We start from the raw sequence: 20,798 nt of genomic DNA, 5'->3' as shown, positions 1-20,798 counted from the left end.
GTCAACTTGCGGCATTTTCTATCTAGACGTCTAAACGTATAGACGCTTATTAAAATGAAATAAAACAGCGATCGACGAGAGGCAGACAGGGTATGAGTTTTTTCCACGCAAACCAGCGAGAAGCGCTGAACCAAAGCCTGGCGGAATTAAACGGCCAGATTAACGTATCGTTCGAGTTTTTCCCGCCGCGTACCAGCGAAATGGAAGACACCCTCTGGCAGTCGATCGATCGTTTGAGCAGCCTCAAACCCAAATTTGTTTCCGTCACCTACGGCGCAAACTCCGGTGAGCGCGATCGCACCCACAGTATCATCAAGGGGATTAAGGATCGTACCGGCCTGGATGCGGCGCCGCACCTGACCTGTATCGATGCCTCACCGGCGCAGTTACGTGCCATCGCCAGCGATTACTGGAACAGCGGTATTCGCCACATTGTGGCACTGCGTGGCGATTTGCCGCCGGGCAGCGGCAAACCGGAAATGTATGCCACCGATCTGGTATCGCTGCTGAAAGACGTCGGAGATTTTGACATTTCGGTAGCGGCCTACCCGGAAGTGCACCCGGAAGCCAAAAGCGCACAGGCTGATCTGATTAACCTGAAGCGTAAGATTGATGCTGGCGCCAACCGCGCCATCACGCAGTTTTTCTTCGACGTGGAAAGTTACCTGCGTTTCCGCGATCGTTGCGTGGCTGCCGGTATCGATGTGGAGATCGTGCCGGGCATTTTGCCGGTATCCAATTTCAAGCAGTTGCAACGTTTTGCTACCATGACCAATGTACGGGTGCCGAGCTGGATGACCAGCATGTTCGAGGGACTGGATGATGATCCGGAAACACGCAAGATGGTCGGTGCCAACATTGCGATGGATATGGTGAAGATCCTCAGCCGCGAAGGTGTAAAGGATTTCCACTTCTATACGTTGAACCGCGCCGAGATGAGCTACGCCATCTGCCACACCCTGGGAGTACGCCCGGCGGCCGTTGTCTGATTAGCGGTAATCAAAGAAAAAGCGCTGTCTAAACAGCGCTTTTTTTATGCCTGACGGTCGGCGGCAGTGGGCGCGGTAGCGCGCCCTGCCTGGCTCTAGCCGGTGTTGCGCATCCCGGCGGCGACGCCGGCAATCGTCACCATCAGCGCCTGTTCGACGCGTCCATCTTCTTTACCCGTCTGTTCCTGCTGACGCGAGCGGTGCAGAAGTTCCGCCTGCAATACGTTCAGCGGATCGGTATAGACGTTGCGTAGTGCGATGGATTCGGCGATCCACGGCAAATCGGCCATCAGATGGTCGTCGTTGGCGATGGTCAGCACCACTTTGATATCGCTGGCCAACTGCTCGCGCAGCTGTTTGCCCAACGGCCACAGAGACTTGTCTACCAGACGCTGATCGTAATATTCCGCCAGCCACAAATCGGCTTTGGCGAACACCATTTCCAGCATGGCGATACGTGTCGAGAAGAACGGCCAGTCGCGGCACATCGCCTCCAGCTGATCCTGCTTGCCGGCTTTCACCGCTTCCTGCAAACCGGCACCGGCACCCAGCCAGGCGGGCAGCATCAGGCGGTTCTGCGTCCAGGCGAAGATCCAGGGGATGGCGCGCAGGCTTTCCACGCCGCCGTTCGGGCGACGCTTGGCCGGGCGTGAACCCAGCGGCAGTTTGCCCAGCTCCAGTTCCGGCGTGGCGGCGCGGAAGTAGGGAACGAAGTCCGGATTTTCTCGCACGTAACCGCGGTACATTTTGCATGAGGTGTCGGACAGCTCGTCCATCAGCGAACGCCACTCTTTCTTCGGCTCCGGTGGTGGCAGCAGGTTGGCCTCGAGAATGGCGCCGGTGTACAGCGCCAGGCTGCTGATGGTGACTTCCGGCAGGCCGTATTTGAAGCGGATCATTTCGCCCTGCTCGGTAACGCGCAGGCCGCCTTTCAGGCTACCCGGCGGTTGAGATAGCAACGCAGCATGCGCCGGTGCACCGCCACGGCCGATAGAACCGCCGCGCCCGTGGAACAGCGTCAGCGCGACCCCGGCTTTTTCGCAGGTTTTGATCAGCGCATCCTGCGCGCGATACTGCGCCCACGATGCCGCCATGACGCCGGCGTCCTTGGCCGAGTCGGAATAGCCGATCATTACCATTTGCTTGCCCTGAATGAAGCCGCGATACCAGTCGATATTCAGCAACTGGGTCATCACGTCGTCGGCATTGTTCAGGTCGTCGAGGGTTTCGAACAGTGGGGCGACCGGCAGCGCGAACGGGCAACCGGCTTCCTTCAGCAACAGATGCACCGCCAGCACGTCGGACGGCGTGCGCGCCATCGAAATCACGTAGGCAGCGATCGACCCCTCCGGCGCTTCGGCGATCACCCGACAGGTTTCCAGCACTTCCTGCGTATCTGCGCTCGGTTGCCACTTCAGCGGCACCAGTGGACGCTTGGAATTCAACTCGCGGATCAGGAATGCCTGTTTATCCGCTTCTGACCAGCTTTCATAGTCGCCCAGCCCCAGATAGCGCGTCAGTTCGGCGATGGCTTCGGTATGGCGGGTGCTTTCCTGACGCACGTCGATACGCACCAGCGGTACGCCGAAGCAGCGCACGCGGCGCAGGGTATCAAGCAGCTGGCCGTTGGCGATGATGCTCATGCCACACGCCACCAGCGATTGATAACAGGCGTACAGCGGTTCCCACAGCTGCTCGTTGTTCACCAGCAGATCGTGCGGGCGCAGCATGCGTTCACCTTTCAGGCGGCCTTCCAGATACGCCTGTGAGCTCATCAACTGGCTGCGCAGGCGCTTCATGATTTCACGATACGGTTCTTGTACCGCGTCACCGCCGGCCAGCTCGCGCAGTTCCGGCGTGCATTCGGTCATCGACAGTTCGGAAACCAGTACCTGAATATCGCGGGTGAACAGATCGCAGGCCTTCCAACGGCTCAGCAGCAGCACGTGGCGGGTGATTTCAGCGGTGACGTTCGGGTTACCGTCACGGTCACCGCCCATCCAGGAGGTGAAGCGCACCGGCACCGCTTCTACCGGCAGGCGGTAGTCGATGGTGTTTTCCAACTGCTCGTTCAGTTCGCGCAGGAAGGCGGGGACGCCTTCCCACAGGCTGTTTTCCACAACCGCAAAGCCCCATTTGGCCTCGTCGATCGGCGTCGGGCGGTTGTGGCGAATTTCGTCGGTATGCCACGATTGAGCAACCAACTGACGCAAACGACGCATGATCTTGTTGCGCTCGTAATCGGCCAGATCGTTGTGGTCAAGCTGGCTGAGGCAGCTGTTCACTTCCACCAGTTTGTGGATCAATGTGCGGCGGGTGATTTCTGTCGGGTGCGCGGTCAGCACCAGTTCGATCGACAGCTGATCTACCGCGTCTTGCAGCGCTTTGTTGCTGAGCTGTTTGTCTTTCAGCCGGCTGAATAGCTGCGTCAGCACTTCCGGGTTGCTGGCGGCTTCGCCGTTGGGCGAAATGCTGTGGTACTGCTCGGCGACGTTGGTCAGATTGAGGAACTGGCTGAAGGCGCGTGCCACCGGCAACAGCTCGTCGTTGGACAGGTTTTGCAGCGTGTTCAGCAATTCCTGACGGTGTGTCTCGCTGCCGGCCCGTGACGATTTGGAAAGCTTACGGATAGTTTCAACGCGATCGAGAATATGCTCACCCAGCGCTTCCTTAATGGTTTCGCCGAGCAATTTGCCGAGCATACTGACATTACTTCGCATTGCCGAATATTGTTCGTTCATATAACCCCTGACCCATTTCGATATGATTTTTATCTTGTAAGTAAATTTCACGCGTGAGGCTAAGGGCGCCTGTTCCATGCAATCGCGTGCCTGTCCAATGGTCAATTGACACTATTTTTAGCAAAAAAACATCAAAATCGGCGCTTTTTCTGAAATTTAATTACGCAACGCGGGTTATCAGTCTGGCTTATCGCGCGAGCGTTCTACGCCTTTATAGGTAGGGACATGATAAGGAATTGCCCCTATTTTTTCTCTGGTTTATTGATGACAGAAATGATCGACCAACTGGCCCAACAGCTTGCGCGTCGGCTCGATAAAGGCTGTATCAATGTATTCATCTGGCTGGTGGGCCTGATTGATTGAACCCGGCCCCAGCACCAGCGTCGGGCAAACTTGCTGTACGAAAGGCGCTTCGGTGCAATAGTTGACCACTTCGGTGCGCGAACCCAGCAGCTTTTCAATCACCGCGACCATATGATGATCGGTTGGGCACTCATAACCGGGGATCGGCGGGTGCAGTTCGTCAATGGTCAGCCGGCCTGGCCAGCGTTCGCTGACCGGCGCCAGCGCGCTGTGCAGCAGTTCGTTGATGTTATCCAGCGTCATGCCCGGCAGCGGGCGAATATCCATATGCAATTCGCAGCAGGCACAGATACGGTTAGCCGCATCGCCGCCATGAATATGCCCAAAGTTCATCGTCGGATACGGCACGGCAAATGCCGGATTGTTGTAGCGTTGCTGCAGGGTGTTACGCAGTTCCATTAAATGGCCAATGGATTCATGCATCAAATCGATGGCATTGACGCCGCGTGCCGGATCGCTGGAGTGGCCGGATTGTCCGGTGATACGAATCGCATTGGAAATATGACCCTTGTGCGCTCGCACCGGTTGCAGCGAGGTCGGTTCGCCGATGATGGCGAAATCAGGGCGGATCTGGCTGGAGGCGGCAAAATAGCGCGCACCGGCCATGGTCGTTTCTTCATCGGCGGTGGCGAGCACATACAGCGGCCTGGTCAGTTTGCTGGCGTCAATGTCGCGTACCGCATCGAGAATAAAAGCAAAGAACCCTTTCATGTCGGCGGTGCCAAGGCCGTACAGCTTGTTGTCGTGTTCGGTCAGGGTGAAAGGGTCGCGCGTCCAGCGCCCCTGATCGTAGGGCACGGTATCGGTGTGACCGGCCAGCAGCAGACCGCCGCTGCCTTCGCCGATGCTTGCCAGCAGGTTGAACTTGTTACGGGTGTCCGGTACCGGCTGTACGTCGACACGGAAGCCCAAATCACTAAACCATCCGGCCAACAAGTTGATTAATGCTTCATTACTCTGATCGAGAGCGCCATCGGTGGCACTGATCGAAGGAGTGGCGATCAACGCCCGGTACAGCTCAATAAATGGAGGTAATTTCATCTTCACTGTTGACAGCCTTTGGTTAGGATAGTATCAATATTCATGCATTTATTTTGAATAAAAATACAGTAAGCTGGAGCGTAAGGGAACCCGAAGCCCGGATGTTTATAAAAACATCAACGCTCACCCACGTGGGCGATCGGCGTAACAACGCGAGTGAGCCCTGCTACCGGGGTCGCAAGCGACCACAATGCACGTTTAGAAGGTGAAAGGCCACATGTTGAATACGCTGATTGTTGGTGCCAGCGGCTATGCTGGAGCAGAGCTCACGGCTTACCTGAATCGCCACCCACATATGAACATAACCGCTTTAGCGGTTTCAGCGCAAAGTGCAGATGCAGGAAAATTGCTTTCCGATCTGCACCCCCAGTTGAAAGGTATCGTCGATCTGCCGTTGCAGCCGCTGGTTGACGTTGCACAAGCGGCCAAAGGCATCGACGTGGTATTCCTGGCTACCGCCCATGAAGTCAGCCATGACATTGCACCGGCGTTTCTGGCCGCTGGCTGCGTGGTGTTCGATCTGTCCGGCGCCTTCCGCGTACAGAGCGCCGAGTTTTATCAACAGTATTACGGTTTTGAACATCAACATGCCGATTTGCTGGAACAGGCGGTATACGGCCTGGCGGAATGGCAGAGTGAACATATCAAACAGGCGCAGCTGATTGCAGTGCCGGGCTGCTACCCGACCGCCGCCCAGTTGGCGTTGAAACCGCTGCTCGAACAGCAGTTGTTGAATCTCGAACAGTGGCCGGTGATCAACGCCACCAGTGGCGTCAGCGGCGCCGGGCGCAAGGCCAGTGTGAATACCAGTTTCTGTGAAGTCAGCCTGCAGCCGTATGGCCTCTTCAACCACCGTCATCAGCCGGAAATCGTCGCGCACCTTGGGACGCCGGTCATCTTTACGCCACATTTGGGTAACTTCCCGCGTGGTATTTTGGCCACCATCACCTGCCGCCTGAAGGCCGGCGTGAGCGCGCAGCAGGTTGCAGCTGCTTACCAGGCCGCCTATGACGACAAACCGCTGGTACGGCTATACGCCAACGGCGTGCCGGCGTTGAAGGGGGTAGTTGGCCTGCCGTTCTGCGATATCGGCTTTGCGGTGCAGGGCGAGCACCTGATCGCCGTAGCGGCGGAAGACAATCTGTTGAAAGGCGCAGCCGCGCAGGCGGTGCAGTGCCTGAATATTCGTTTTGGGTTCCCGGAAACCCAGTCACTCCTTTAAATCAGCGTGAGTAAACAGCGATGAATCCGTTAATTATCAAGTTAGGTGGCGTGCTATTAGACAGCGAAGAAGCGCTGGAACGTTTGTTTACCGCGCTGGACAGCTATCGCGCCCAGTATCAACGCCCGCTGGTGATCGTTCACGGCGGCGGCTGCGTGGTGGATGAGCTGATGAAACAGCTTGCTCTGCCGGTGGTGAAGAAAAACGGCCTGCGGGTTACCCCGGCCGATCAAATCGACATTATTACCGGCGCGCTGGCCGGCACCGCCAACAAAACCTTGCTGGCGTGGGCGGTGAAGCATCAAATCAATGCGGTCGGCCTGAGCCTGGCGGATGGCGGCAGCGTTACCGTGACCCAGCTCGATCCGGAACTGGGCCACGTTGGCAACGCGCAGCCGGGCTCGCCGGTGCTGGTGCAGACCCTGCTGACGGCCGGTTACCTGCCGGTAATCAGCTCGATCGGCATCACCGCCGAAGGGCAACTGATGAATGTAAACGCCGATCAGGCTGCGACGGCGCTGGCCGCGACGCTGGGCGCCGATCTGATCCTGCTGTCTGACGTCAGCGGTATCCTCGATGGCAAAGGTCAGCGTATTGCAGAAATGACGGCGCAAAAAGCGGAACAGCTGATCGCTCAAGGCATTATTACCGATGGTATGGTGGTGAAGGTGAACGCGGCGCTGGATGCAGCTCGTACCCTTGGCCGCCCGGTAGATATCGCCAGCTGGCGCAACGCGGAAAAACTTCCGGCCCTGTTTAACGGCGAGTCTATCGGCACCCGGATCCTCGCTTAAATCAAGAATTAAAAAGGAATCAAGACCATGCAAAACCAAGGCATCAAAAAAATCGTTCTGGCGTACTCCGGTGGCCTGGATACTTCCGCCATTATTCCGTGGCTGAAAGAAAACTACGGCGGCTGTGAAGTGGTTGCTTTCGTTGCGGATATCGGCCAGGAGCGCGGCGATCTGGAAGGCGTTGAACAAAAAGCGCTGCAATCTGGTGCCTCTGAATGCCATGTGGTTGATCTGCGTGAAGAGTTTATTCGCGATTATGTTTATCCTGTGCTGCAGACCGGCGCGTTGTATGAAGGTACCTATCTGCTGGGAACCTCGATGGCGCGGCCGATCATTGCCAAGGCGCAGGTTGAGCTGGCGCTGAAGGTGGGTGCCGATGCGCTGTGCCATGGCGCGACCGGCAAGGGCAACGATCAGGTGCGTTTCGAAACCACCTACACCGCGCTGGCACCGCAGCTGAAAGTGGTGGCGCCGTGGCGTGAATGGAACCTGCGTTCCCGTGAAGCGCTGTTGGATTACCTGAAAGAGCGCAATATTCCGACGACCGCATCGCTGGAAAAGATTTACAGCCGTGACGAAAACGCCTGGCACATTTCCACCGAAGGCGGCGTGCTGGAAAGCCCGTGGAACGCGCCGAACAAAGATTGCTGGGTATGGACCGTTGATCCACAGGACGCGCCGGACCAGCCTGAACAAGTCACCATCAGCGTGGAAAAAGGCCGCGTGGTGGCGGTGAATGGCGAAGCGTTGACGCCGTACCAATGCCTGGAAAAACTGAACGTGCTGGGCGCCAAACATGGCGTGGGTCGTATCGACATCGTGGAAAACCGGCTGGTGGGCATCAAGTCCCGCGGCTGCTACGAAACCCCGGGCGGCACCATCATGGTTGCGGCGCTGCGTGGCATCGAGCAGTTGGTTCTGGATCGTGACAGCTTCAAATGGCGTGAACAGCTGGGCTTGGAAATGTCCTATGTGGTTTACGACGGGCGCTGGTTTGCGCCGCTGCGTCGCTCCATCCAGGCCTCGGCCGAAGCGCTGGCGGAAGAGGTTAACGGTGAAGTCGTACTGCAGCTGTACAAAGGCCAGGTTACGGCGATTCAGAAGAAATCCACCAACAGCCTGTATTCGGAAGAGTTTGCCACCTTCGGCGAAGACGAAGTTTACGATCACAGCCATGCCGGCGGTTTTATCCGTCTGTTCTCGCTGTCTTCACGCATCCGTGCGCTGAACGAAAAGAAAAAGTAAGTTTTCTCGGCGGTGACTTTGAGGGGCGCAAGCCGTTGCGCCCCCTGATGTTCTGAGCGACAAGCATAAAATATTCAGGAGCAAGATTATGGCACTTTGGGGCGGACGGTTCAGTCAGGCGGCGGATCAGCGGTTCAAACACTTAAATGACTCACTGCGTTTCGACTATCGTCTGGCAGAGCAGGATATCGTTGGCTCCGTGGCCTGGTCAAAAGCGCTGGTGACCGTCAACGTACTTACGGCGCAGGAACAGCAGCAACTGGAACAGGCATTGAACGCATTGCTGCAACAGGTACAGGCCGATCCGTTGGCCATTGTGCAAAGCGATGCGGAAGATATTCACAGCTGGGTGGAGCAGCAGTTGATCGACAAAGTCGGCGATCTGGGCAAGAAGCTGCACACCGGGCGTAGCCGTAACGACCAGGTGGCGACTGACCTGAAACTGTGGTGTAAACAGCAGATCGGCGATCTGCACCAGGCCATTGTGCAATTGCAGCAGGCACTGGTAGCAACCGCTGACGCCAATCAGGACGCGGTGATGCCGGGATATACCCATCTGCAACGTGCACAGCCGGTGACCTTCGCACACTGGTGCCTGGCGTATGTCGAAATGCTGGCGCGCGACGAAAGCCGCCTGCAGGATACTCTGAAGCGTCTGGACGTCAGCCCGTTGGGCAGCGGCGCGCTAGCCGGTACCGCATACCCGATCGATCGTGAACAGTTGGCTGGCTGGCTGGGTTTTGCATCGGCAACCCGTAACAGCCTGGACAGCGTGTCCGACCGCGATCACGTGCTGGAACTGTTGTCTAATGCGTCGATCAGCATGGTCCATCTGTCGCGTTTTGCCGAAGATCTGATCTTCTTCAATAGTGGCGAAGCGGCGTTTGTCGAACTTTCCGATCGGGTGACTTCCGGCTCTTCCCTGATGCCGCAGAAAAAAAATCCGGATGCGCTGGAACTGATCCGTGGCAAATGCGGCCGCGTGCAGGGCGCATTGACCGGTATGATGATGACGCTGAAAGGCCTGCCGTTGGCCTATAACAAGGACATGCAGGAAGATAAAGAAGGGCTGTTCGATGCGCTCGACACCTGGATGGACTGCCTGCAGATGGCGGCACTGGTGCTGGACGGTATCCAGGTGAAGCGTCCACGTTGTCAGGAAGCGGCGGAACAGGGCTATGCCAACGCCACCGAACTGGCGGATTATCTGGTTGCCAAAGGTCTGCCGTTCCGTGAAGCACACCATATCGTCGGCGAGGCGGTAGTGGAGGCTATTGGGCAGGGCAAAGCGCTCGAAGCATTGCCGCTGGCGGACTTGCAGAAGTTCAGCAGCGTGATTGGCGACGACGTGTATCCGATCCTGTCGCTGCAATCGTGTCTCGACAAGCGTGCCGCCAAAGGCGGCGTATCGCCGCAGCAGGTCGCCAGCGCCATTGCCGCGGCAAAACAGCGCCTGGGGTAACGCCAAAGCCCCGTGAACATCGTAAAGGCGCGGCATGATGCTGCGCCTTTTGCTTTTGTCTCAGCCAGCGAGACCGGTGTGCAGATAGCGATCCAGGCTGACGCCGTCTTCCATGGCGTTCATCGCCAGCCGCCGGTACTGGAAGCTGGCGTAGTACCAGCCGAGCGCCCGGTTAGTGAGATGACTTTGCCGGTGGGATTACTCGCCCGGACAGCGTTGGCAGCGTTCGGATTCGGCGGCCCCCAGTTTCAGCTTGGCCTGCAAGTCGCGCAGCGCGGTACGCAGCCCTTCTTCAATCACCGGATGGTAGAACGGCATATCCAGCATTTGATTGATGGTCATCTGCTGTTGATGCGCCCAGGCCAGCAGATGCGCGATGTGTTCGGCGTCCGGGCCAATCATTTCGGCACCCAGGAAGCGACCGCTGCCCTGCTCGCCGTAGACATGCAGCATGCCCTTGTTACGCAGCATGACGCGTGAACGCCCCTGGTTTTCGAACGACACGGCGCCGACCTCAAAGCAGCCGCAGGCGCTGAATTTCTGGCTGAGTTCGCGGAAGGTGGCTCCGACCATGGCGATTTGCGGATCGGAGAACACCACTGAAATCGTGCTGCGGCGCAGCCCCGGTTTGACTTCCGGGTAGCTGCCGGCGTTTTCCCCGGCAATGCGCGCCTGATCGCTGGCTTCATGCAGCAGCGGCAACTGGTTACTGGCATCGCCGGCAATGAAGATATGTGGCACGCTGGTCTGCATGGTCAGGCGATCGGCCTGCGGCACGCCTTTGGCGTCCAGCTCCAGATGGGTGTTTTCCAGCCCCAGCTTATCCACATTGGGCCGGCGACCGGTAGCGGCCAATACATAATCCACCAGAATTTCCTGCGGGCTGCCGTCCTGCCCCTGATAGCGGATGAAGACCCGATCGCCTTCACGCTGCATCATGTCTATTTTGACGTCTGGATCGAGGTAAAACTCCTCCCCCAGCGTCTGGCTGGCGTAGTGGCGCACCGCGCTGTCGGTCAACGGACCCACCGCGCCACCGACGCCGAACACTTTGGTTTCCACTCCCAGACGATGCAGTGCCTGACCCAGCTCCAGACCGATGACGCCGGGGCCGAACACCGCCACCGCCTGCGGTAGATCGTCCCAATCGAACACCCGATCGTTGACGATCAGGCGATCGCCAAGAGAGTCCCAGGCGGCCGGCCAACTGGGGCGCGAACCGGTAGCGATGACGATGCGCTGGGCAGTAATGCGGGTATGATCGTCTACCTGCAGGGTATTGTCGTCAATAAAGCGGGCATAACCGCTGATTTTATCGGCTGCCGGAATGCTGTCGACGCCTTCCAGCACGAAACCGACGAACCGGTCGCGTTCACGTTTGACTCGCGCCATCACTTCGCGGCCATTGACCGTGGTTTTACCCGCCGGATGCACGCCGAAACCAGGAGCGCGTTCGATGTGGTGCACCGCTTCTGCCGCGGCAATCAGCAGCTTGGAAGGCATGCAGCCCACGCGCGCGCAGGTGGTACCGTAGGGACCGCCTTCAATCATCACCACGTTCGGGGTGGAAAGTTTGGCAGCGCGGTAAGCGCCAAGTCCGGCGGTACCGCCGCCGATCACCGCGACGTCTACATTCAGCTGTTTCATGTCAACACTCCGCTAGGATAAAAAAAGGCGGGTCATTTCACTGAGCCCGCCAAACGTTCACGTTGGATTTGCTTTTACTTATAAATCAGGCTGACAGGAATGATTCCAGATCGTCGCTGCCGCCAATGTGACGCCCGCCGATGAACACCTGCGGTACGGTAGCGCGGCCGCTGACGGCGCGAAGGCTGACGGTGGTGGCATCTTTGCCCAGCACGATTTCTTCATACTGAATACCGCGTTCTTGCAGCATCTGTTTTGCCTTGGCGCAGAACGGACAGCCAGGCTTGGTAAACACGGAAACGGATTCCTGCACTTTGAATTCCGGCGCCAGGTATTTCAGCATGGTGTCGGCGTCAGAGACTTCAAACGGGTCGCCCGGCTTGTTGGGTTCAACGAACATTTTCTCAACCACGCCGTTGCGCACCAGCATCGAATAGCGCCATGAACGTGGGCCAAAGCCCAGATCGGCTTTTTCGACCAGCATGTTCATACCTTTGGTGAATTCGCCGTTGCCGTCTGGCACAAAGGTGATGTTTTCAGCGTGTTGATCGGCTTTCCAGGCGTTCATTACGAAGGTGTCATTGACGGATACGCACAGGATGCCGTCGACGCCGTGCTGTTTGAACACGTTGGACAGCTCGTTATAACGTGGCAAATGACTGGAAGAGCAGGTTGGCGTGAACGCGCCCGGCAGTGAGAACACAATCATGGTTTTGTTTTTGAACAGGTCATCAGTGGTTACATCAATCCATTGGTCGCCCTGGCGAGTGTGGAAAGTAACCTGAGGGACTTTTTTGCCTTCTTGACTGGTAAACATTGAATAACCCCTTAATTAGGAAAAATAATTTTTTGCCGTTGACGTCATGTCGTTTGCTTGGTGGACATTATTCACGCTAGGGCTTGATAGATCTAATCGCTGATTGCTATCTTATCTATCGCTACGAGCTATCGTGGCCTGGAGGGAAACAATGAATATTCGTGATTTAGAATACCTGGTCGCCTTGGCCGAGCACCGCCACTTCCGGCGCGCTGCCGACTCATGCCATGTCAGTCAACCGACGCTCAGCGGGCAGATCCGTAAACTGGAGGACGAACTGGGCGTAATGCTGCTGGAACGCACCAGCCGTAAGGTGCTGTTCACCCAGGCGGGTCTGCTGCTGGTGGAGCAGGCGCGTACCGTACTGCGGGAAGTCAAGGTGCTGAAAGAAATGGCTAGCCAGCAGGGGGAAGCCATGTCGGGGCCGCTGCACATTGGCCTGATCCCAACCGTTGGGCCATATCTGCTGCCGCAGATTATCCCGACGTTACATAAAACGTTCCCGAAGCTGGAAATGTACCTGCACGAAGCGCAAACCCAGCAGTTGCTGGCGCAGCTCGACAGCGGCAAGCTGGACTGTGCCATTCTGGCGCTGGTGAAGGAAACCGAAGCGTTTATTGAAGTGCCGCTGTTTGATGAACCGATGAAATTGGCGGTGTATTCGGATCACCCATGGGCGCAGCGTGAACGCGTGGCGATGCCCGATCTGGCGGGCGAAAAACTGCTGATGCTGGAAGACGGGCACTGCCTGCGCGATCAGGCGATGGGCTTCTGTTTCCAGGCCGGCGCGGATGAAGACACCCATTTCCGCGCCACCAGTCTTGAAACGCTGCGTAATATGGTCGCGGCTGGCAGCGGAATTACGCTGTTGCCGTCATTGGCGGTACCAAATGCGCGCGAGCGCGACGGCGTGTGCTATCTCGACTGCTACAAACCGGAACCGAAGCGCACCATTGCCCTGGTGTATCGCCCCGGTTCTCCTTTGCGCAGCCGCTATGAGCAGTTGGCCGAGGCGATCCGCGAGCACATGCAGAATTACATGGGCTCGGCGTTAAAACAGGCGGTTTAAGCCGTTTAGCGCAGCCACTCGGTAAGCTTCGGCCATGGTCGGATAGTTGAAGGTAGTATTAACGAAATATTCGATGGTATTACCTCCATTCTTCTGTTCCATGATCGCCTGGCCGATGTGGATGATCTCCGCCGCACGCTCGCCAAAGCAGTGGATGCCGAGGATTTCCAGCGTATCGCGGTGGAACAGGATCTTCAGACTGCCGACGCTCATGCCGGCGATCTGCGCCCGCGCCAGATGCTTGAACTGGGCGCGGCCCACTTCGTAGGGCACCTTCATCGACGTCAGTTCCTGTTCGGTTTTGCCGACGGAGCTGATTTCCGGAATGGTGTAGATCCCGGTCGGGATGTCTTCAATCAGATGTGCGTTGGCTTCCCCGGAGGCAATGGCCTGCGCGGCAATGCGCCCCTGATCGTAGGCCGCCGATGCCAGGCTTGGGTAGCCAATCACATCACCGACGGCATAAATATGCGCCAGCGCCGTCTGGTACATGCTGTTCACCTTCAGCAGGCCGCGGCTGTCGGATTCCAACCCGACGTTTTCCAGACCCAGCGCGTCGGTGTTGCCGGTACGGCCGTTGGCATACAGCAGGCAGTCGGCTTTCACCTTTTTGCCAGATTTCAGATGCACGATGACGCCGTCTTCGGTGCCTTCAATTTTCTCGAACTCTTCGTTGTGACGGATCACCACGCCATTGTTCCAGAAGTGATAAGACAGTGAATCCGACATTTCCTGATCGAGGAATGCCAGCAACCGGTCGCGGGTGTTGATCAGATCGACCTTGACGTTCAGGCCGCGGAAAATCGAGGCGTATTCGCAGCCGATCACCCCGGCGCCATAGATAATGACGTGGCGTGGTTCATGGCTCAATTCGAGAATGGAATCACTGTCATAAATGCGCGAATGGTTAAAATCAACGCTGGCCGGATGATATGGCCGCGAGCCGCAGGCGATCACGATGTGATCGGCGCGGATGGTGTCCTGGGTGCCGTCCTGATAGGTAACGCTGACGGTATTGGCGTCAATGAAACGCGCATCGCCGGCAAACAGTTTGCACTGGTTGCGCTCGTAAAAGCCTTGGCGCATGCGGGTTTGCTGGTTAATAACGTTGTCGGCGTGGCGGAGAATGTCAGGGAAGGTGGCGCTGAGCGTGCGGGAGTTATTGTAGAGCGGGTTCTGGTTGAATTCGATAATACGGCTGACGGCGTGGCGGAGGGCTTTGGACGGGATAGTCCCCCAATGGGTACAGCCGCCGCCGACATTATTGAATCGTTCGATCACCGCCACTCGGGCGCCTTGTTTAACCAGTCCCATGGCGGCGCCTTCACCACCAGGGCCCGAGCCGATAACAATGGCATCAAATTGATAGTGCTGTTGCATATGAGGTTAGACCTATTCTTATACAAAATTACAACGGTATCTTAACATCATAGCGCTGTGCGCCCAATCACCATTAGGCTTTTTGAGGCAAAGCACAATCTGTACGGGTTGGAATTGTGAGCAGGCGCGTTTGTATAAATGCTGTTGCAATAAAATTTGCTATATTGCCACCCTTACGGCGTTAGACTGAGTGAATGGAATTTATCTGGATATGCATATGGGCGTCAGAGCACAACAAAAAGAACGGACGCGTCGCTCTTTGATCGAAGCGGCGTTCAGCCAGCTGAGCGCCGAGCGCAGTTTTGCCAGTCTGAGTCTGCGAGAGGTTTCTCGCGAGGCGGGTATTGCGCCAACCTCGTTTTATCGTCACTTCCGCGATGTAGATGAACTGGGGTTGACCATGGTCGACGAGAGCGGCCTGATGCTGCGCCAGCTGATGCGGCAGGCTCGCCAGCGCATTGCCAAAGGCGGCAGCGTGATCCGCACCTCGGTCTCGACGTTTATGGAGTTCATTGGCAATAACCCCAATGCTTTTCGCCTGTTGCTGCGTGAGCGCTCCGGTACGTCCGCGGCTTTCCGCGCGGCGGTTGCGCGCGAAATCCAGCATTTTATCGCCGAACTGGCGGATTACCTCGAACTGGAAAACCATATGCCACGCAGCTTCACCGAAGCGCAGGCCGAAGCCATGGTCACCATCGTGTTCAGCGCCGGCGCTGAAGCGTTGGATATCGACCTCGAGCAGCGGCGTCAGTTGGAGGAGCGGCTGGTACTGCAATTGCGGATGATTTCCAAAGGAGCCTATTACTGGTATCGCCGCGAGCAAGAAAGATCATCTGTCACCCACGTATAAGAAGGTAAAAAGTAATGGAAAAACCAGGCCGTGAGAATGGCACCTTACTGCTGGCGTTGATTGCCGGCCTTTCGATCAACGGTTCTTTCGCCGCGTTGTTCAGCTCGGTGGTCCCGTTTACGATCTTCCCGCTGATCGCACTGGTGCTGGCAGTATATTGCCTGCATCAGCGTTACCTTAACCGAGTGATGCCGGACGGCATGCCCAAGCTGGCCGCGGCGTGCTTCGTGCTGGGTTTATTGCTGTACAGCGCCATCGTACGTGCGGAATATCCGCAAATCGGTTCGAACTTCCTGCCGTCGATTCTTTGCGTGGTGCTGGTGCTGTGGATTGGCATCAAACTGAAGGCGCGCAAGACGCTGGGTGGTCAATCGCAGCCATAACGCTATCGGCCCGGTTGTCCCGGGCCTTATTGCTGTTGGGCGCCGCCAGGAGTCGGCGTCAGACGCGTTTTTCCAACAGTACGCCGCATTCCATATGGTGGGTGTAGGGGAACTGATCGAACAGCGCCAGGCGGGTAATGTCATGCGTTGCCTGCAAGGTACCCAGGTTGGCGCTCAGTGTCTCCGGGTTGCAGGAAATATACAGGATGCGTGGATAGGCCTGTACCATCTTCACCGTGTCGTCATCCAGTCCACTACGCGGCGGATCGACAAAAATCGTCTCACAGTTATAGCTGCTCAAATCAATGCCCTGCAGACGATTAAAGCTGCGTACGCCATTCATCGCCTGGGTAAACTCTTCCGCTGCCATACGAATGATTTGCACATTATCTACCTGGTTGGCGGCAATATTGTATTGTGCGGCCGCCACCGATGGCTTGGCGATTTCCGTTGCCAGCACGCGATCGAAATTGCGCGCCAGTGCCAGAGAAAAGTTACCGTTGCCGCAGTACAGTTCCAGCAAATCACCCTTGGCATGCCGTGTGACGTCCAGCGCCCATTCCAGCATGGCAACGTTTATCGCCGCGTTGGGCTGGGTGAAACTGTTTTCCACCTGGCGGTAAATCATGTCGCGTCCTGCGACCGGCAGCACTTCATCGATATAATCGTGATCCAGGGGGATTTTCATTTTAGAGGCGCGGCCAATCAGTTGCAGATCGAAGCCCTGGGCACGCAGATCATCGCGCAGTTGCTCCGCGTGCCGTTGCCATTCATCGTCCAGCTTGCGGTGATACAGCAGCGACGCGATGATTTTACCGCTTTGGGTTGACAGGTAGTCGATCTGGAACAGCTTGCGGCGCAGAACGGGCTGCGGTTTGACGGCGGCGATCAGCGCGGTCATCAGGCGGTTGATCAGTTCGCTGGCGGCGGGAAAGCGGTCAACGCGGATCCGCTGCTTGGTCTGCTGATCGAACATGATGTGGTACATCTCATCATCGTCGTGCCAGATGCGGAATTCGGCGCGCATACGATAATGGCTCACTGGCGAGCGGAACACTTCCGGCTCGGGTGCCCCGAACGGCGACATCATGGACGTCAACCGTTGGATTTTCTCCGTCAGCTGTTCGTCGTAGCGTTCAATAGGCAGTTTCTCGGGCGTCATGGTCTTCTCGTCAGTCAAATTGGATCTGCGGGGATTGTAGGGAATTGGGCAGTGAAGTCCAGTTTTGTCAGCCTTATTATTTGTTACATTATTGGAAGTCTAGACATCTATTTACATTGATCGTAGCATTGCTGTCCGGCCTCAAGCAGTGAGTGAAAAGGGAATCCGGTGAGAATCCGGAGCTGACGCGCAGCGGTAAGGGGAAGTCACGGCGATAGCATATATTAATGCAGACACTGTCCACTGCTGGACGGGAAGTCATCGCCCGGTGTCGATTGGATTGCGCAATCGACAACTCCCAAGCCCGAAGACCTGCCGGTACTACGTCGCATTATTCATGACTGCGCGAATCACCAGTCCATGAACCTGCGGCATCCGCAGATATGTTTGGATGCTTTTCCCAATGACAATGATAAAAAAAACGCTGCTGTCGGTGGTTACCTCCGTTACGGCCTTTTCTGGATGGGCGCAAGACAACACCACGGCCAACCACAGCGATAATCTGGTCGTTACCGCCAACCGTTTCCCTCAGCCGGTATCTTCGGTTCTGGCGCCGACCTCTGTCGTCACCCGTAATGATATCGACCGCTGGCAGGCCAAAAGCCTGACCGACGTGATGCGTCGTCTGCCGGGGGTAGATATCGCCCAGAACGGTGGCTTGGGGCAAAACAGCTCGCTGTTTGTTCGCGGCACCAATTCCAGCCATGTGCTGGTACTGATCGACGGCATCCGCCTGAATCAGGCCGGCGTCAGCGGCTCTTCCGATCTCAGTCAAATCCCTGTTTCGCTGGTGCAGAAAATTGAATATATCCGTGGGCCGCGCTCTGCGGTGTATGGCTCCGACGCGATAGGCGGCGTAGTCAACATTATCACCACGCGAGAAAAGAACGGCACGACGCTTTCCGCCGGGCTGGGTTCCAACGGCTATCAGGCGTATGACGCATCGACCCAGCAACCATTGGGTGACGACACCGTGGCAACGCTGGCGGGTAACTACACCTATACCAAAGGGTATGACGTAGTGGCTTATGGCAATACCGGCATGCAAAGCCAGCAGGATCGCGACGGTTTCATGAGCAAGTCGCTGTATGGCGCCATACAGCACCAGTTTACCGAACAGTTCAGCGGTTTCGTGCGCGGTTACGGCTATGACAACCGTACGGCCTATGATAGCTATTATTCCCCGGGCGCGGCGCTGGTGGACACACGCAAGCTTTATAGCCAGACCTGGGACAGTGGAGTGCGTTACCAGCAGGGCATTTATGCGACGCAATTGATCGGCAGCTACAGCCACAGTAAAGACTACAACTATGATCCGCGTTTGGGCCAGTACGCCAGTTCGGCGCGACTGGATGATGTGGAGCAGTACAACCTGCAATGGGGCAACACGCTGCAGATTGGGCGTGGCACGGTGAGTGCCGGAGCCGACTGGCAGGATCAGAAAATCAAGCCGAATACCGCCTCGGTGACCGAAGAGAAAAGCCAGCGCAATACGGGTCTGTACCTGACCGGGCAGCAACTGGTTGGCCCGGTGACGCTGGAAGCCGCTGTACGCGGTGACGACAACTCCGAATTTGGCTGGCACGGCACCTGGCAGACCAGCGCGGCCTGGGAGTTTGTTGAAGGGTATCGCCTGGTGGGCTCTTACGGCACCGCCTTCAAAGCGCCAAACATGGGTCAGCTGTATAGCGACTTTTATGGCAATCGCGATTTGAAACCAGAAGAAAGCAAGCAGTGGGAGGGCGGCTTCGAAGGGCTGACAGGACCGGTGACCTGGCGCGTGTCCGCTTATCGTAATGACATTGACAACCTGATCGACAGTGACCCGGTGAGTTACCGTTATTACAACATCGGTAAAGCGACCATCAAAGGCGTTGAGGCAACAGCTTCGTTTGAAACCGGCCTGCTGACGCATCAGATTGGCTACGACTACGTTGACCCGCGCAATGCCAAAACCAACGAGGTTCTGTTACGCCGCGCCAAGCAGCAGGTAAAGTATGAACTGGATTGGCAGGTCTATGACCTCGACTGGGCAGTGACCTATCGATACCTGGGGCAGCGTTTTGACAAAGATTACAGTAGCTACCCGAGCGAGACGGTCAAACTCGGCGGCGTCAGCCTGTGGGATCTCGCAGTTTCGTATCCAGTCACATCACATCTGACAGTTCGTGGTAGAATTGCCAACCTGTTTGATAAAGATTACGAGACGGCATATGGCTACGCTACTCCAGGAAGAGAATACTATCTCACTGGAAGCTATACCTTCTAACTCCACCGCGACCCCGCGCCCGACGGTGTTGGTATTTGATTCCGGCGTCGGTGGGCTTTCGGTGTATCAAGAGGTCCGGCAATTGCTGCCGGACCTGCACTATATATACGCTTTCGATAACGTGGCGTTTCCTTATGGCGAGAAGTCCGAAGAGTTTATCGTTGAGCGGGTGTTGGAGATTGTCGGCGCGGTGCAGCAACGTTACCCGTTGGCTATTGTCATTATTGCCTGCAATACCGCCAGCACCGTTTCCCTGCCAGCCCTGCGCGCACGTTTCAGTTTCCCGGTTGTGGGCGTAGTGCCGGCCATCAAGCCGGCCGCCAAGTTGACCGCCAACGGCATCGTTGGCCTGCTGGCGACGCGCGGTACCGTACAGCGTACCTATACCCATGAGTTGATCGCCCGTTTTGCCACCGACTGCAAAATCGAACTGCTGGGTTCTTCGGAGCTGGTTGAACTGGCAGAAGCAAAGCTGCATGGCGAAGAGGTGCCGTTGCCGGCATTGAAGAAGATCCTGCAACCGTGGCTCAGCATGCGAGAGCCGCCGGATACGGTAGTATTGGGTTGCACCCATTTCCCGTTGTTGGCCGACGAACTGGTGCAGGTATTACCGGAGGGCACCCGTCTGGTGGATTCCGGTGCGGCAATTGCCCGTCGGGCTGCGTGGCTGATCTCGTCACAGGAAAATTTGCATTCATCCCAAGAAGAGAACGTTGCCTATTGTATGGCGTTAAATGACGATACTGACGCTTTATTGCCCGTTTTACAGAGTTATGGCTTCAATTCGTTGAAAAAACTGGCGATATAAAGGCGATTTGATTAAATGTTCGACGGTTGAAAAGTTTTTTGAAATTAGGGGTTGCGGCCTTCTGAGAACTCCCTATAATGCGCCTCCACTGACCGGGAACAACGACTGCTTAAGCGCAGGACGCACCACCCAGTCAGTGAGACGAAAGCGAAATAAACGCTTGACTCTCAGGGCGAAAAGCGTAGTATACGCAGCCCGCGCCGATGAGTTTTATCTCCGGCGATGCTCTTTAACAATTTATCAGACAATCTGTGTGGGCACTCACAAGACGATATCCAGCTGCTTCGGCAGCAAAAAAATATCAAGTCTTGAAGAGTGACTACTGAAGTAAAATTCATTTAGTGAATCTTTGAGCACCGCTTCACGAGTTGAAGCAAATCAAGCTTTTAATTGAAGAGTTTGATCATGGCTCAGATTGAACGCTGGCGGCAGGCCTAACACATGCAAGTCGAGCGGTAGCACAGGAGAGCTTGCTCTCCGGGTGACGAGCGGCGGACGGGTGAGTAATGTCTGGGAAACTGCCCGATGGAGGGGGATAACCACTGGAAACGGTGGC

At 56.6% G+C, this 20,798-nt stretch carries 16 protein-coding genes, 1 rRNA gene and 1 riboswitch; of the genes, 11 read left to right on the top strand and 6 right to left on the bottom strand.

All coding sequences use genetic code 11. The annotated features are described in order from the left end of the window. The first annotated feature begins 92 nt into the window (after nucleotides 1-92). Nucleotides 93-989: a methylenetetrahydrofolate reductase gene (gene metF, locus NYE85_RS04090; protein ID WP_259003117.1), complete on the top strand. Its 897-nt coding sequence runs from the start codon at nucleotides 93-95 to the stop codon at nucleotides 987-989. A gap of 95 nt (nucleotides 990-1,084) precedes the next feature. Here metF and ppc read toward each other — a convergent pair whose 3' ends face one another. Continuing rightward, nucleotides 1,085-3,730, bottom strand: coding sequence for a phosphoenolpyruvate carboxylase (gene ppc, locus NYE85_RS04085; RefSeq protein WP_259003115.1), 2,646 nt, complete (start codon nucleotides 3,728-3,730; stop codon nucleotides 1,085-1,087). Nucleotides 3,731-3,988: 258 nt separating this feature from the next. Beyond that, on the bottom strand, nucleotides 3,989-5,134 hold the full coding sequence (argE, locus tag NYE85_RS04080) for an acetylornithine deacetylase (RefSeq protein ID WP_259003113.1): 1,146 nt from the start codon (nucleotides 5,132-5,134) through the stop codon (nucleotides 3,989-3,991). 217 nt (nucleotides 5,135-5,351) lie between these two features. Here argE and argC point away from each other — a divergent pair, with 217 nt between their 5' ends. From argC to argH, 4 genes are all read left to right on the top strand, one after another. Beyond that, nucleotides 5,352-6,356: an N-acetyl-gamma-glutamyl-phosphate reductase gene (gene argC / locus NYE85_RS04075; RefSeq protein WP_259003111.1), complete on the top strand. Its 1,005-nt coding sequence runs from the start codon at nucleotides 5,352-5,354 to the stop codon at nucleotides 6,354-6,356. A 20-nt stretch (nucleotides 6,357-6,376) separates the two neighbouring features. Continuing rightward, nucleotides 6,377-7,150, top strand: coding sequence for an acetylglutamate kinase (gene argB, locus NYE85_RS04070; protein ID WP_259003109.1), 774 nt, complete (start codon nucleotides 6,377-6,379; stop codon nucleotides 7,148-7,150). Nucleotides 7,151-7,177: 27 nt separating this feature from the next. Continuing rightward, the gene (locus NYE85_RS04065) at nucleotides 7,178-8,395 is read left to right on the top strand and encodes an argininosuccinate synthase (protein WP_259003107.1); all 1,218 of its coding nucleotides are present in this window, start codon (nucleotides 7,178-7,180) and stop codon (nucleotides 8,393-8,395) included. A gap of 88 nt (nucleotides 8,396-8,483) precedes the next feature. Further along, nucleotides 8,484-9,857, top strand: a complete 1,374-nt coding sequence (argH, locus tag NYE85_RS04060; protein WP_259003106.1) for an argininosuccinate lyase — start codon at nucleotides 8,484-8,486, stop codon at nucleotides 9,855-9,857. A 198-nt stretch (nucleotides 9,858-10,055) separates the two neighbouring features. On the opposite strand, the gene NYE85_RS04055 is transcribed toward argH, so the two are convergent. Next, nucleotides 10,056-11,504, bottom strand: coding sequence for a dihydrolipoyl dehydrogenase (locus tag NYE85_RS04055; RefSeq protein WP_259003105.1), 1,449 nt, complete (start codon nucleotides 11,502-11,504; stop codon nucleotides 10,056-10,058). 85 nt (nucleotides 11,505-11,589) lie between these two features. Next, nucleotides 11,590-12,321 carry a glutathione peroxidase gene (locus tag NYE85_RS04050; RefSeq protein WP_259003104.1) on the bottom strand — a complete coding sequence of 244 codons (732 nt, stop codon included), beginning with the start codon at nucleotides 12,319-12,321 and terminating at the stop codon, nucleotides 11,590-11,592. 151 nt (nucleotides 12,322-12,472) lie between these two features. Between NYE85_RS04050 and oxyR the strand changes: the two genes are divergently transcribed. Beyond that, a complete protein-coding gene (gene oxyR / locus NYE85_RS04045; RefSeq protein ID WP_259003102.1) occupies nucleotides 12,473-13,390 on the top strand; it encodes a DNA-binding transcriptional regulator OxyR in 918 nt (305 codons plus the stop codon). Here oxyR and sthA read toward each other — a convergent pair. After that, entirely contained in the window at nucleotides 13,373-14,770 is a 1,398-nt protein-coding gene (sthA, locus tag NYE85_RS04040) for a Si-specific NAD(P)(+) transhydrogenase (protein WP_259003101.1), read from the bottom strand. The two genes, oxyR and sthA, sit on opposite strands and share 18 nt — an antisense overlap. 217 nt (nucleotides 14,771-14,987) lie before the next feature. On the opposite strand from sthA, the gene fabR reads away from it, so the two are divergent. Together fabR and NYE85_RS04030 are read left to right on the top strand one after the other, a co-directional pair. Continuing rightward, nucleotides 14,988-15,620 carry an HTH-type transcriptional repressor FabR gene (gene fabR, locus NYE85_RS04035; RefSeq protein ID WP_259003270.1) on the top strand — a complete coding sequence of 211 codons (633 nt, stop codon included), beginning with the start codon at nucleotides 14,988-14,990 and terminating at the stop codon, nucleotides 15,618-15,620. Between the two features lie 14 nt (nucleotides 15,621-15,634). Next, nucleotides 15,635-16,003: a YijD family membrane protein gene (locus tag NYE85_RS04030; protein ID WP_259003100.1), complete on the top strand. Its 369-nt coding sequence runs from the start codon at nucleotides 15,635-15,637 to the stop codon at nucleotides 16,001-16,003. Between the two features lie 58 nt (nucleotides 16,004-16,061). On the opposite strand, the gene trmA is transcribed toward NYE85_RS04030, so the two are convergent. Beyond that, nucleotides 16,062-17,165, bottom strand: coding sequence for a tRNA (uridine(54)-C5)-methyltransferase TrmA (trmA, locus tag NYE85_RS04025; protein ID WP_259003099.1), 1,104 nt, complete (start codon nucleotides 17,163-17,165; stop codon nucleotides 16,062-16,064). Nucleotides 17,166-17,284: 119 nt separating this feature from the next. Next, a riboswitch (cobalamin riboswitch) is annotated at nucleotides 17,285-17,500 on the top strand. A gap of 68 nt (nucleotides 17,501-17,568) precedes the next feature. On the opposite strand from trmA, the gene btuB reads away from it, so the two are divergent. From btuB to NYE85_RS04010, 3 genes are all read left to right on the top strand, one after another. Beyond that, on the top strand, nucleotides 17,569-19,434 hold the full coding sequence (gene btuB / locus NYE85_RS04020; RefSeq protein ID WP_259003097.1) for a TonB-dependent vitamin B12 receptor BtuB: 1,866 nt from the start codon (nucleotides 17,569-17,571) through the stop codon (nucleotides 19,432-19,434). Beyond that, the gene (gene murI / locus NYE85_RS04015) at nucleotides 19,379-20,242 is read left to right on the top strand and encodes a glutamate racemase (RefSeq protein ID WP_259003096.1); all 864 of its coding nucleotides are present in this window, start codon (nucleotides 19,379-19,381) and stop codon (nucleotides 20,240-20,242) included. The genes btuB and murI overlap by 56 nt, the downstream gene beginning before the upstream one ends. A 387-nt stretch (nucleotides 20,243-20,629) precedes the next feature. Further along, nucleotides 20,630-20,798 (top strand): 16S ribosomal RNA (locus NYE85_RS04010); the annotation flags it as partial.

It is taken from the genome of Serratia sp. AKBS12, from assembly GCF_024793895.1.
In the GTDB taxonomy this organism is placed as follows: domain Bacteria; phylum Pseudomonadota; class Gammaproteobacteria; order Enterobacterales; family Enterobacteriaceae; genus Serratia_F.
The sequence above is the reverse complement of the archived record's forward strand: the minus strand, read 5'-3'. Positions and strand labels throughout refer to the sequence as shown.